16 protein-coding genes are annotated in these 11,417 nt (G+C 64.9%); 11 read left to right on the top strand and 5 right to left on the bottom strand.

Going from position 1 to position 11,417, the window contains the following annotated elements; all coding sequences use genetic code 11:
* From AC2VLV_RS05610 to AC2VLV_RS05625, 4 genes are all read left to right on the top strand, one after another.
* On the top strand, positions 1-206 hold a 206-nt coding region (locus AC2VLV_RS05610), incomplete at its 5' end, for a BRCT domain-containing protein (RefSeq protein ID WP_486989037.1).
* A 224-nt stretch (positions 207-430) separates the two neighbouring features.
* Positions 431-1,495 (top strand): NAD(P)-dependent alcohol dehydrogenase, encoded by a 1,065-nt coding sequence (locus tag AC2VLV_RS05615; RefSeq protein ID WP_486989051.1) that lies wholly within the window; start codon positions 431-433, stop codon positions 1,493-1,495.
* Positions 1,496-1,527: 32 nt separating this feature from the next.
* Entirely contained in the window at positions 1,528-1,995 is a 468-nt protein-coding gene (locus AC2VLV_RS05620; RefSeq protein ID WP_486989038.1) for a GNAT family N-acetyltransferase, read from the top strand.
* A 92-nt stretch (positions 1,996-2,087) separates the two neighbouring features.
* Complete coding sequence (locus AC2VLV_RS05625; protein WP_486989039.1) at positions 2,088-3,062, top strand: ROK family protein; 975 nt, start codon at positions 2,088-2,090, stop codon at positions 3,060-3,062.
* On the opposite strand, the gene msrB is transcribed toward AC2VLV_RS05625, so the two are convergent.
* The gene (gene msrB / locus AC2VLV_RS05630; protein ID WP_486989040.1) at positions 3,026-3,460 is read right to left on the bottom strand and encodes a peptide-methionine (R)-S-oxide reductase MsrB; all 435 of its coding nucleotides are present in this window, start codon (positions 3,458-3,460) and stop codon (positions 3,026-3,028) included. The genes AC2VLV_RS05625 and msrB overlap by 37 nt on opposite strands.
* An 11-nt stretch (positions 3,461-3,471) precedes the next feature.
* The gene (locus AC2VLV_RS05635; protein ID WP_486989041.1) at positions 3,472-5,013 is read right to left on the bottom strand and encodes a protein adenylyltransferase SelO; all 1,542 of its coding nucleotides are present in this window, start codon (positions 5,011-5,013) and stop codon (positions 3,472-3,474) included.
* An 81-nt stretch (positions 5,014-5,094) separates the two neighbouring features.
* Here AC2VLV_RS05635 and AC2VLV_RS05640 point away from each other — a divergent pair, with 81 nt between their 5' ends.
* From AC2VLV_RS05640 to AC2VLV_RS05665, 6 genes are all read left to right on the top strand, one after another.
* Complete coding sequence (locus AC2VLV_RS05640) at positions 5,095-5,607, top strand: methylated-DNA--[protein]-cysteine S-methyltransferase (protein ID WP_486989042.1); 513 nt, start codon at positions 5,095-5,097, stop codon at positions 5,605-5,607.
* Positions 5,600-6,553 (top strand): site-specific tyrosine recombinase XerD, encoded by a 954-nt coding sequence (xerD, locus tag AC2VLV_RS05645; RefSeq protein WP_486989052.1) that lies wholly within the window; start codon positions 5,600-5,602, stop codon positions 6,551-6,553. Before AC2VLV_RS05640 ends, xerD begins: the two co-directional genes overlap by 8 nt.
* 17 nt (positions 6,554-6,570) lie before the next feature.
* Complete coding sequence (locus AC2VLV_RS05650; protein WP_486989043.1) at positions 6,571-7,167, top strand: MarC family protein; 597 nt, start codon at positions 6,571-6,573, stop codon at positions 7,165-7,167.
* A gap of 84 nt (positions 7,168-7,251) precedes the next feature.
* Positions 7,252-7,752: a cyclic nucleotide-binding domain-containing protein gene (locus tag AC2VLV_RS05655; protein WP_486989044.1), complete on the top strand. Its 501-nt coding sequence runs from the start codon at positions 7,252-7,254 to the stop codon at positions 7,750-7,752.
* A 24-nt stretch (positions 7,753-7,776) separates the two neighbouring features.
* Positions 7,777-8,178: a DUF488 domain-containing protein gene (locus AC2VLV_RS05660; protein WP_486989045.1), complete on the top strand. Its 402-nt coding sequence runs from the start codon at positions 7,777-7,779 to the stop codon at positions 8,176-8,178.
* A complete protein-coding gene (locus AC2VLV_RS05665; protein ID WP_486989046.1) occupies positions 8,175-8,720 on the top strand; it encodes a DUF924 family protein in 546 nt (181 codons plus the stop codon). The genes AC2VLV_RS05660 and AC2VLV_RS05665 overlap by 4 nt, the downstream gene beginning before the upstream one ends.
* Positions 8,721-8,738: 18 nt before the next feature.
* On the opposite strand, the gene AC2VLV_RS05670 is transcribed toward AC2VLV_RS05665, so the two are convergent.
* From AC2VLV_RS05670 to AC2VLV_RS05680, 3 genes are read right to left on the bottom strand one after another with little or no spacing between them, the layout of a single operon-like run.
* Positions 8,739-9,566 (bottom strand): ferritin-like domain-containing protein, encoded by an 828-nt coding sequence (locus AC2VLV_RS05670; RefSeq protein WP_486989047.1) that lies wholly within the window; start codon positions 9,564-9,566, stop codon positions 8,739-8,741.
* Positions 9,563-10,468, bottom strand: coding sequence for an SPFH domain-containing protein (locus AC2VLV_RS05675; protein ID WP_486989048.1), 906 nt, complete (start codon positions 10,466-10,468; stop codon positions 9,563-9,565). Before AC2VLV_RS05675 ends, AC2VLV_RS05670 begins: the two co-directional genes overlap by 4 nt.
* A 38-nt stretch (positions 10,469-10,506) precedes the next feature.
* Positions 10,507-10,983, bottom strand: coding sequence for an NfeD family protein (locus tag AC2VLV_RS05680; RefSeq protein ID WP_486989049.1), 477 nt, complete (start codon positions 10,981-10,983; stop codon positions 10,507-10,509).
* 93 nt (positions 10,984-11,076) lie between these two features.
* Here AC2VLV_RS05680 and AC2VLV_RS05685 point away from each other — a divergent pair.
* A partial coding sequence (locus AC2VLV_RS05685) for an Orn/Lys/Arg decarboxylase N-terminal domain-containing protein (protein WP_486989050.1) occupies positions 11,077-11,417 on the top strand: 341 nt, incomplete at its 3' end.

The following is an 11,417-nucleotide window of genomic DNA, read 5'->3' on the forward strand; positions in this document are numbered from 1 at the left end:
GCACCCTGCCCACGCTGAGCCGCGAAGACGCCAAGGCCCGCATCGAAGCGGCCGGCGGCAAGGTGGCCGGCTCGGTGTCGAAAAAGACCGATTACGTCATTGCCGGCTTGGAGGCGGGAAGCAAACTCACCAAGGCACAGGAACTCGGCCTGACCGTGCTCGACGAAGCGGGGCTGCTGAAGTTGCTGGGGGAACTCTCGGCGTAGTGCGGTGAGCGCATAGCCGCCGGGCGTCGAACATCCGGATCACGCAGCCCACCTTCCGGGCCCTTTTGTATAGTGCGCAACAGCTCAAAAAGCGCAGAACGGGTATGTCGTGTTTCAGGAATCATTGATACCTGTATTTCTCTCGCAGCTCATCTTTTGCAGAATTTTCGGGTTTTCGTTCGACGTGCACGGGCGAGAATTTCTAAAGGCCACAGTTGCTGGAAGTGCGCGGCATGAAAGCATGGGTGTATCGTGAATACGGCGGGCCCGAGGTGGTCCATCTTGAGGAGGTGCCGACGCCGGTTCCGAAGGACGACGAGATTCTCATCAAGGTGCTCGCGACGACGGTCACGGCTGCCGATTGGCGCGCGCGCACGCTGGATATGCCGAAGGGGTTTGGACCGATCGCCCCCCTCATTTTCGGTCTACGCCGTCCGCGAAAGGCCATCTTGGGCGGTGAGTTCTCGGGTGTAGTGGCCCACGTTGGCCGCTCGGTCACGCGGTTCCGCGTGGACGATGCGGTGTTCGGGGCGAACGGTTGGCGGATGGGTTGCCACGCGCAGTTCGTTGCATTCGGTGAGAACGAGCACCTCGCGCGCAAGCCACAAGGGCTGTCGTTCGAAGAAGCCGCTGCGCTTTCGTTCGGTGGCGGGACGGCACTCCACTTTCTCGGCAAGGCCTCGCTCCAGCCTGGCGAGCGTGTTCTCGTCATTGGAGCCTCGGGCAGCGTCGGCACCGCGACCGTCAGCCTTGCGAAGCATCTTGGTGCGCACGTCACGGGAGTCACCAGCGGAGCGAACGCCGAGATTGTCCGGACAACGGGAGCTGACGAAGTGATCGACTACACGCGCGAAGATCCATTCCAAGCCACTGAGGGGTACGACGTGATCGTCGACACCGTCGGGGATACTTCCATGTCCCGGTGCAGGCACGCGCTGCGCCGCGGCGGACGCCTGCTCCCGGTCGCCGGCTCGCTCTCCACAATCATGGGAGCCCCGTTCGTCTCCGTGCTCGGAAGCAAGAAAGTGATCGCGGGCGTCGCGCCTGAGTCGCGTGCGGTCGCTGAGCGCCTTGCCAAACTCGCAACGGAAGGCGTTCTTCGCCCTTTGATCGACGAGCGCTACGAGTTCTCCCAGATGCGCGAGGCGCACGCACGCGTGGCATCTCGCCGCAAGCGCGGAAATGTTGTGGTACTCGTTCCCCACGATGATGCGCGGATGGGGTCAGACCTGGCTTGTAGCTTTGCTACTGTTCTAGACCTCAATCACAGGCCCCAATCCCCCCGCTGAACTCGAATGTCAGGCCTCGAAACCTCCCGCTTATGATCACGACCCGAATCGCAACACTCGAAGACGTCACGGCCCTGTCTCCCCTGTTCGACGCCTACCGCCAGTTCTACGGACAAGCCGCCGACGAGGGCTTGGCCAAGCAGTTTCTAACGGCGAGGCTACAGAACAAAGAGTCTGTCGTGATTCTGGCGGTCGATGCGACTCAAGCGATAGTCGGCTTTTGCCAACTCTATCCCACGTTTTGCTCAGTCGAGGCGAAACCCATCTACTCGCTGTATGACTTGTTCGTCTCGCCAGAAGGCAGAAGATCGGGCACGGGCACCGCGCTGCTGAATGCGGCCGAGAAGCTTGCCGCCGAGAACGGAAAAGCGCGCATGGATCTCTCTACAGCCAAGACCAACAAGGCAGCGCAGGGCGTCTATGAGGCGCTCGGATGGGTTCGGGACGAAGTCTTCTTCGCATACAGCAAGCGGATCGGGACCTCCCATCGTTCAAGCTGACCCGCTCCCGGATTCGGTGACGCACTCAATAGAGACCAGCCTGACGAATGGATAGCGACATTGCAAACGTGACATACAACCGATCCAGCAACGTGGACCGGTCTAAACCAACGGCCTACCTCGGCCTCGATTTGGGCGGCACCAAGATCGAGGTGGCTGCACTTGATGGCGAAGGCCGGTTTTTGCTGCGCGAGCGGTGCGATACGCCGCAGGGCGACTATGACGCGACCATCGAGGCCATCGCCGCGCTGGTGGCGGGAGCCGATGGGCAACTCGGCTGCAGGCTGCCGTTGGGCGCAGCGATTCCGGGCTCGGTGTCGCCGGTTTCCGGGCTGATTCGCAACGCCAATTCCACCGTGCTCAATGGCCGCCCGCTGCTGCAAGACCTGCAACGGCGGCTGGGTCGGCCGGTGCGCCTGCACAACGATGCCAACTGTCTGGCGATCAGCGAGGCAATCGACGGCGCGGGGCAGGGCGCTCGCGTGGTGTTTGCGGTGATTCTGGGCACTGGCTCGGGGGCAGGCATCGCCATCGACGGCGCGGACTGGCTGGGCCGCAATGCGGTGGCGGGGGAGTGGGGTCACAACCCGCTGCCCTGGCCGCGCCTACCGTCTGCCTGGCGTGAACTGCCGGGGCCGCGCTGTTGGTGTGGTTTGCAGGGCTGCATCGAAACCTGGCTGAGTGGGCCGGGCTTCGCCGCCGATCATTTCGCGCGGGTTGGGCAAATGCGGGCCCAGCAGCGCAGCGCCAAGGAGTTGATCGCGGCCATGCGCGAGGGCGATAGCGCCGCGCGGGCGAGTTTCATCCGCTATGCCGACCGGCTGGCCCGGGCACTGGCGCAGGTGATCAATCTGCTCGATCCGGAAGTCATCGTGCTGGGCGGGGGCATGAGCAATGTGACTGAGCTGTACGACGAAGTGCCGCGCCGTTGGGGGGGCTGGGTGTTCTCCGATACGGTGCGCACCCGTCTGCTGCCCGCGCAGCACGGCGATTCTTCCGGGGTGCGCGGGGCGGCTTGGTTGTGGCGCGATCAGCTTCGCTCGGCTGCACCTTCCTCTCCTGCCTGACGCTCGGAGAAATCGAGTGCGGCCGAGTTGATGCAGTAGCGCAGGCCGGTGGGGTTGGGGCCGTCGGGGAACACGTGACCGAGATGCGCGCCGCATTGCCCGCATTGCACTTCGGTACGCACCATGCCGTGACTGGCGTCGCGTACTTCGCGGATGACGGCTTGCGCGGTGGGCTGCCAGAAGCTGGGCCAGCCGCTGCCCGATTCAAATTTGGTGTGCGAGTCGAATAGCGGCGTGCCGCAGCACACGCAGCGATAGACGCCGTCGCCGTGGTGGTCCCAATACAGGCCGGTGAACGGCGGCTCGGTGGCGCTGCAACGCGTCACGCGGTATTGCTCCTCGCTCAGTTTGCTGCGCCAGAGGGCGTCATTCGTGTCTTCGGGGGCGGGCTTGGACATGGGGGCTCCTTTCAGGATGAGCAGGACAGGCAGGCGGGCGGCGCGTGTTCCGGCGGGGGTTCAGCGTAATGCGGCGGCGCGGCGTGCGCATCGAAAGGCCGCGTGAGCGCGTGCAGCAAGCGGCGCACTTCGGTGAAGTCGCCGGCTTCGGCCTGGGCGATGGCGGCCTGCGCCAGATGGTGGCGCAGCACGACGTGCGGATTGACGGCATTCATCGCCGCCGCGCGCGCTGCGTCGTCGCTGCTTTCCGCCCGCAGGCGCTCGCGGTAGCGGGCCGCCCAGTCGGCAAACCGTTGCGGCTCGCGCGCGAATTGCGCCGCGAGGGCGGGGGGGATGGGCGCCTGTGCGTCGGCGGCAAGTTGGGCGAGATGGCGAAAGCTCAGAGTCCAGTCGCTGCGGTTGGCCGCCATCGTGTCGAGCAGATCCTGAAACAGATCGCCGTCGCCCGGCTGCGGCTCGGTCAGCCCGAGCTTGGCGGCGAGTTGTTGCTGCATGGCTTGCACATACTGCGGGCGAAATTGATCGACCGCGGCCAGCGCCGATTCGGGCTTGTCGATCAACGGCAGCAGGGCCTGGCCCAGCGCCAGCAGATTCCAGTGCGCCACCGCGGGTTGTCGGCCGTAGGCGTAGCGTCCGCCACGGTCGGTGGTGTTGGGGGTGTGCAGCGGGTCGTAGGCGTCGAGAAAGGCGAAAGGGCCGTAGTCGATGGTCCAGCCCAGGATGGACATATTGTCGGTATTCATCACCCCGTGAATGAAGCCGACCGCCTGCCACTGGGCGATGAGCCGCGCGGTGCGGGCCACCACCCATTGCAACAGCGCCAGCGCGGGCTGCGGGGCATCGGCGCAGTCTGGGCAGTACTGGGCGATCACCCAGTCGGTCAGCGCGCGCAACTGCTCGGTCTGGCCGCTGTAGCTGAAATGCTCGAAATGGCCGAAGCGCACAAAGCTCGGCGACAGGCGGGTGACCATGGCCGCGGTTTCGATGCGCTCGCGCCGTACCGGGCGGCTGGAGCCCACCAGGCACAGCGCCCGCGTGGTGGGGATGCCCAGCGCCGCCATGGCTTCCGAGCACAGAAATTCGCGGATGGAGGAACGCAGCACCGCCCAGCCGTCGCCCATGCGAGAAAACGGCGTGCGGCCGCTGCCCTTGAATTGCACTTCCCAACGGGCATAGCCGCCGCCGTGCTGCCCGCCGCTGGCGTCTGGCCAGTCGCCCAGCAGCAGCGCGCGGCCGTCGCCAAGCTGCCCGGCCCAGTTGCCGAACTGATGTCCGGCGTACACCGTGGCGCGGCTGCCGCCGCTGATCGCCGCAACATGGCCGCCAAAGGCCCGCGCCCAGTCCTGCTCATCTTCCGGGTTGACGGGCGCAGTCAGGCCGACCAGCGCCGCGGCATCGGCGCTGCTGGCCACCAGCACGGGGTCGGGCAGGGGGCTGACCGCGACCGGCACGCTGAATGCGTCGCCCAGAGCGGCGAACTGCTGCGCCAGCGGCGGCCAAGGGCGGCTCGCGGGCGGAGCAGCGGCGGGAAAATCCAGAGCAGCGGAAGTCATGCCCGCATTCTCGGAGAAAGCCGCAGCCCCGGTGGGCATCGGGGTATCCTGTGCGTCTGCTTTTTGCCTGATGTTCAAGCCATGCCGCTCACAAAAAACCCGGCCCATCCAGACGCGGTCATCGCGCTGCCTTTCGGTCGCATGGGCCTGTTCTGCACCGACGAATGGGTGCTGCGCCTGGAATATCTTCCGCCAGACACCCCGCTCATCGCGCCGTCCACGCCGCTAAGCCGCGCTCTGGCCGCGCAACTAAGCGCCTATGGCGACGATCCGGCGTATCGCTTCGACCTTCCGCTGGCGATGGCGGGCACGGCGTTTCAGCGGCGGGTCTGGGCGCTGTTGCAGCAGATTCCGCCGGGGCAGGCGCGCACGTATGGCGATGCCGCGCAGGAATTGCACAGTGCCGCCCGCGCCGTGGGGCAGGCTTGCGCCGCCAACCCGTTCGCCCCCGTTGTGCCGTGTCACCGCATCGTCGCGCAAGGCGGGCTGGGCGGCTTTGCCCATTCCACCGCGCAAGACGGCTATCTGCTGGGCATCAAACGCTGGCTGCTGCAGCATGAAAGCAGCTCTCAATCGGCTCGTCGCCATGCCTGAAGCCCCGCTTCACCTCGAATGGCCGCCCGCGCCCGAAGCCTGCGCCGCCGCGATCGACCGGTTTTGCGACGCCCTCTGGCTGGAAGATGGCCTCTCGCCCAACACCCTCGCCGCCTACCGCCGCGACCTCACGCTTATGGCGCGCTGGCTGGCTTTTTCGCAGCGCCCACCCTTGATCGAGGCGACGCTGCGCGATGTGCAGGCTTATATCGCCGCCCGATTTTTGCAGAGCAAGGCCACCTCGTCCAACCGGCGGCTGGTGGTGTTGCGCCGCTTTTACCGCTGGGCCTTGCGTGAGCACTTGCGCACCGACGACCCCACGCTGCAGATCGACACCGCCCGCCAGCCGCCGCGCCGCCCCAAGACCCTGAGCGAAGCGCAGGTGGAAGCGCTGCTCGCCGCCCCCGAGGTGGACACGTCGCTGGGCTTGCGCGACCGCGCCATGCTCGAACTGCTCTACGCCAGTGGCCTGCGGGTGAGCGAACTGGTGGCGCTGCCGGTGGTACGCGTGTCGCTCGATCAGGGCGTGGTGCAGATTGCGGGCAAAGGCGGCAAAGAGCGACTCGTGCCGTTCGGGAGCGCCGCGCAAGACTGGCTGCAGAATTACCTTCGTACCGCGCGCCATGAGTTGCTGCAGGGGCGCGACAGCCCCTTTCTGTTCGTCACCGCGCGCAGTGGGCAAAGTGCCCGCGAAACCACCGGCATGACGCGGCAGATGTTCTGGATGCGCATCAAGGCCTACGCGCGCAAGGCCGACATCGACGTGCCGCTGTCGCCCCACACCCTGCGCCACGCCTTCGCCACCCATCTGCTCAACCACGGCGCCGATCTGCGTGTGGTGCAATTGCTGCTCGGCCATGCCGATATTTCCACCACGCAGATCTACACCCACATCGCGCGCGAACGGCTCAAGTCGTTGCACGCCCGCCACCATCCCCGCGCCTGATCGCGCTTTGCCCCGTTATGGCCCAAGACAATTTCTGGTCCGCCTTCGTATTGCTGCTGCTGATCCTCGACCCTTTCGGCAATCTGCCATTTTTCATCGCGGTCATGCGCAAGCTGCCACCCAAACGCCGCCTGCCCGTGGCGCTGCGCGAAATCGGCATCGCCTACGCCGTGCTGCTGGCTTTCATGTTTGGCGGACACGGTTTTCTGAAACTGATGAACCTCAGTCAGCCTTCCATCGAAGTGGCCGGCGGGGTCATTCTGCTGCTGGTGGCGATCAAGATGATTTTCTCCACCACGTCTGAAATTTTCGGCGGCGAGAGCAGTCGTGAGCCCTTGATCTTTCCCCTGGCCGTGCCGCTGCTGGCCGGGCCGTCCGCGCTGGCCACGGTCTTGCTGCTTGCCTCACGTCAGCCCGGCGAAATCTGGACCTGGGTGGGCGCGCTCAGCCTGGCGGTGGCCGTCACCGGCGGGTTGCTGCTGATGAGCGAAACCCTGCTCAAGTGGCTGGGCGACTCGGTGATGAACGCCGCCGAAAAGCTCATGGGCCTCATCCTCACCGCCATTGCCGTGAATATGTTGTTGTCGGGTATTCGCAGCTATTTCGGGCTATGAATTCGCGAGGGCAACCGATAGCATGACTCTGCAACGCTTTGCAGCCCCGCTTTCCAACCCATTTTCACTTTGAAATCAACCATCATGGAACGCCTGACCTTCACCCCGGAAGACCGCGAAGCCCTGGCCCATTTTCTGGGTCAGCTCGTGGATACCACCATCCTCACCCGCCGGGAAATTCACGATTTTCTCGACTACTGCGATCTCATGGCGCCGAAGAAAGGCGAGGTCATCGCCGATATCGGCCAGGTCGGCGAGAGCCTGTTTTTCGTGCTTGAAGGGCAGGGCTGCCTGATGGCTCAGTTGCCCGAAAGCGAAATGGAAATCGGCAAGATCATGCCCGGAGAAATGCTCGGCGAGATGAGTTTTTTCGACCGCAAGCCGCGCGAAGTCCGCCTGCGCGCCGGCGAAGACACCCGCCTGCTGCGCATCAGCCGCGTCATGTACAACCGCCTGCGTCTTGAGCGCCCGCTGCTCGCCGTGCTGCTGCTCGAAGTGGCCATCATCAGCCTCGATCACCTCTACCGCCGCACCTCCTCGGAGATGGCGCAGATCAACCGCTATATGTACCGCACCGGGCGGTAACGCCGTACCGCCCGACTTACTGCCATGACCGCGCCGCGCCTCGATCTGCAGATTCGGCGGGCCTACGACCCGCCGAGTTCTGACGACGGCGCGCGCATCGTCATCGACCGCCTCTGGCCGCGCGGTCTGCGCAAAGACGGCGCCCACATCGACCATTGGTTGAAAGACCTCGCCCCCAGCCCGGCGCTGCGGGTGTGGTTCGGGCATGAGCCGGAGCGCTTTGCCGAGTTTTCCAACCGCTACACGGCCGAACTCGACGCCTTGCCGGATGATGCCGCTGCGCTGCAGACCCTGGGCCACGCGCTGCGGGCAGGGCGCGTCACCTTGCTGTTCGCTGCGCACGACCCGCAAATCAACCACGCCCGGGTGCTCGAAGACTGGCTACGTCGGCCGCACGCCGGGCTCTCGGCAAGGGAGGCCAAATGAACTTCGCGCCCGATGCCGTCCTCGATTTCTGGTTCAGCGAGATCGAGCCCGCGCAATGGTTCAAAGCCGACCCGGCCTTCGACGCGCTGCTGCGCACACGTTTCGGTGCACTTCATAGCCAGGCGGTGCGCTGTGAACTGTTTGCGTGGAGAACAACGCCGCTGGGCCGACTGGCGGAAATCATCGTGCTCGACCAGTTTTCGCGCAATCTGTTCCGGGGCGATCCGCGCGCCTTCGCCGCCGATGCGCAGGCGCTCACCCTCGCGCAGGAGGCGGTGGCCTGCGGCGCCGATCAGGCGCTGACGCAGCAACAGCGCACCTTTGCGTACATGCCCTATATGCACAGCGAATCCGCCGCGATTCATGTCGTGGCCGAAGCCCTGTTCCGCGCCAACGGGCTGGCGAACAACCTCGATTTCGAGCTGCGCCACAAAGCCATCATCGACCGCTTTGGCCGCTACCCGCACCGCAACGTCATCCTCGGGCGGGGATCGACGGACGAGGAAATTGAATTTCTGAAGCTGCCGGGCTCCGGTTTTTGAGGCCGTCGAAAAAACGCTTCAAGTACACGCTTTTTCGAGAATTTCCAGCTCTTCAGCGCTGAACCCCGCTTGCAGCCGGGCGTCGCGGTTGAACGGGGGCTTGATCCGCGGGGCGCCGAAAGCGGTGGCCAGTTCGTCGTGCGCGGTGAGGGGATTGCGACCCGTCTGGGCACAGGACCAGTGATACCAGCGGTTGCCGATGGCGACGTGGCCTATTTCTTCGGTCAGAATGCGGTCGAGAATTTCCGCGCCGCGCGCATCGCCCGCTGCGGCCAGCTTGGCGCGAATGCTGGGGTTCACGTCCAGCCCCCGGGCTTCGAGGGTGCGCGGCACCAGCGCCATGCGGGCGAGCAGATCGCCAGCGGTCTTCTCGGCCATGTCCCACAGGCCGTTGTGCGCGGGGAAGTCGCCGTATTCGGCGCCGATACCGCGCAGGTGATTGCGCAGCAGGGTGAAGTGCTCGGCTTCCTCGGCGGCCACGCGAATCCAGTCGCGGTAGAAATCCTCGGGCAAGTCCTGAAAGCGCCAAACAACATCGAGCGCGAGGTTGATGGCGTTGAACTCGATGTGCGCAATGGCGTGCAGCAGCGCGGCGTGGCCTTTGGGGTCGCGCGGGTTGCGGCGGGGCATCTGCTGGGCGGGGATCAGTTCAGGCTTTTCCGGGCGGCCGGGCAGGGCGGCGCGAGGCGGCGTTTGCACACAGGTGCGCGGGTCGATGTTCACGAGCCCGACGCGCAGATCGTCGCGCAGGGCCAGCGCCAGCGTGACCTTGCGCGCCGGTTCGGGCTCGATCAGTGCGGCCAGCGCGGCCTGGCGTGCCGAGCTGGAAGAGAGTGGCGCATTCACTGCGTTTTCTTCAGCACCGTCATGGCCGATGCAATCAGGCCGGCGGCCTGGCTCATGTCGCCCGGCACGATGAGGGTGGTGCTCGATTTGGCGAGGTTGGCATAGGTGTCCAGACCCTGCTGGGCGACCTTGAGCTGTACGGCTTCGGCGCCGCCGGGTTTTTGAATGGCATTGGCCACGACTTCCAGCGCGTGCGCCGTCGCGTCGGCCACGGCCTCGATGGCGGCGGCTTCGCCTTGCGCATTGTTGATGGCCGCCTGCTTCTGCCCTTCAGAGCGGGCAATAAAGGCCTGGCGCTCGCCCTCGGCAACGTTGATGGCCTGCTGGCGCGCGCCTTCGGATGTGGCGATCACGGCGCGCTTTTCACGCTCGGCGGTGATCTGGCGCTGCATGGCATGCAGGATTTCGTTCGGCGGCGTGAGGTCCTTGATTTCGTAGCGCAACACCTTCACGCCCCAGGTGGCGGCGGCATCGTCGAGAGAATTCACCACGCTGTGATTGATGAATTCGCGCTCCTCAAAGGTCTTGTCGAGTTCGAGCTTGCCGACCACCGAGCGCAGCGTGGTCTGCGCCAGCTGGGTGATGGCGACGATGTAGTTCGACGAGCCGTAGCTGGCGCGCATGGCATCAGTCACCTGGAAATACAGCACGCCGTCCACGGTGAGCTGGGTGTTGTCTTTGGTGATGCAGATCTGGCTGGGCACGTCGAGCGGAATTTCTTTCAGCGAGTGCTTGTAGGCCACGCTGTCGATGAAGGGAATGATGATGTTGAGCCCCGGTTGCAGGGTGGAGTGGTAGCGGCCGAGGCGCTCCAGAATCCAGGCGTTTTGCTGCGGCACGATCTTGATGCCGCGGCTGATGAACAGCACGGCGATGACGGCCAGAATGATGGCGATTTCCATGAAAGTCTCCCTTGGTTGATCAATGCGGGCTAAGCGCGTCAGCCCGGATTATGTTGTGCGTTCGTGTCGAGCGATGACGTAGCGGGTGCGGCGGGCAGCGGTTCGATCAGGAGCACATTGCCGTCTTGCCCGGCGATGCGGTGCGGGCCGGTTTGCAGCGGGCCGCGCCTGAGCGGCCGCGCAGACCAATCTGAACCCCGGTAATGCACCCGCGCGACGCCGTCCGCCGACCAGGCGGACACATCGACCGTGGCGCCGAGATCGAGGTTGTCGTGCCGCACATCAGCGGCCGTGCGTTTGCCGAAAACGCGCCGGGTCAGATACAACGCGATCACCGCGCCGCCGCCCACCACGGTGAACGCCACCCAATGCCAGGGCATGGGCAGCCCGGCGTGCGCCGCCAGTGCGCCGGCCACGGCGCCCACGGCCAGCATCAGCAAATAGAAGGTGCCGCTGACCAGTTCCATCGCGACAAAGAAACCGGCCAGAATCCACCAGGCGGTCGGGTTGTCCATCTCGGGTGCTCCCAATATTTATGGCGCGAAGCAGGGCGCTTCACACAGATTTCCTACACTCTCGCACTTTATCCCTTCCGCGTCGGAGCCGTCATGCACTTTCGTTTTCCCATTGTCATCATCGACGAGGACTTCCGCTCGGAAAACTCGTCAGGCCTCGGCATTCGCGCACTGGCGCAGGCCATCGAGAAGGAGGGCATGGAGGTGCTGGGCGTGACCAGCTATGGCGATCTCTCCAGCTTCGCGCAGCAGCAAAGCCGGGTGAGCGCTTTCATTCTCTCTATCGACGATGAGGAATTCGCCACCGCGGAAGAGGGCGTGGAACCGAAGGCTTTGCACAACCTGCGCGCCTTCATTGAGGAGATCCGCTTTCGCAACGCCGAGATTCCCATCTACCTCTACGGCGAAACGCGCACCTCGGGGCATATTCCGAA

The organism is Thiomonas sp. TH-17 (assembly GCF_057473305.1).

Coding starts and splice junctions, on each gene's coding strand:
- AC2VLV_RS05620 (WP_486989038.1), top strand. CDS start 1,528: ATGATCACGACCCGAATCGCAACACTCGAAGACGTCACGGCCCTGTCT.
- msrB (WP_486989040.1), bottom strand. CDS start 3,460: ATGTCCAAGCCCGCCCCCGAAGACACGAATGACGCCCTCTGGCGCAGC.
- AC2VLV_RS05635 (WP_486989041.1), bottom strand. CDS start 5,013: ATGACTTCCGCTGCTCTGGATTTTCCCGCCGCTGCTCCGCCCGCGAGC.
- AC2VLV_RS05640 (WP_486989042.1), top strand. CDS start 5,095: ATGCCGCTCACAAAAAACCCGGCCCATCCAGACGCGGTCATCGCGCTG.
- xerD (WP_486989052.1), top strand. CDS start 5,600: ATGCCTGAAGCCCCGCTTCACCTCGAATGGCCGCCCGCGCCCGAAGCC.
- AC2VLV_RS05650 (WP_486989043.1), top strand. CDS start 6,571: ATGGCCCAAGACAATTTCTGGTCCGCCTTCGTATTGCTGCTGCTGATC.
- AC2VLV_RS05655 (WP_486989044.1), top strand. CDS start 7,252: ATGGAACGCCTGACCTTCACCCCGGAAGACCGCGAAGCCCTGGCCCAT.
- AC2VLV_RS05660 (WP_486989045.1), top strand. CDS start 7,777: ATGACCGCGCCGCGCCTCGATCTGCAGATTCGGCGGGCCTACGACCCG.
- AC2VLV_RS05665 (WP_486989046.1), top strand. CDS start 8,175: ATGAACTTCGCGCCCGATGCCGTCCTCGATTTCTGGTTCAGCGAGATC.
- AC2VLV_RS05675 (WP_486989048.1), bottom strand. CDS start 10,468: ATGGAAATCGCCATCATTCTGGCCGTCATCGCCGTGCTGTTCATCAGC.
- AC2VLV_RS05680 (WP_486989049.1), bottom strand. CDS start 10,983: ATGGACAACCCGACCGCCTGGTGGATTCTGGCCGGTTTCTTTGTCGCG.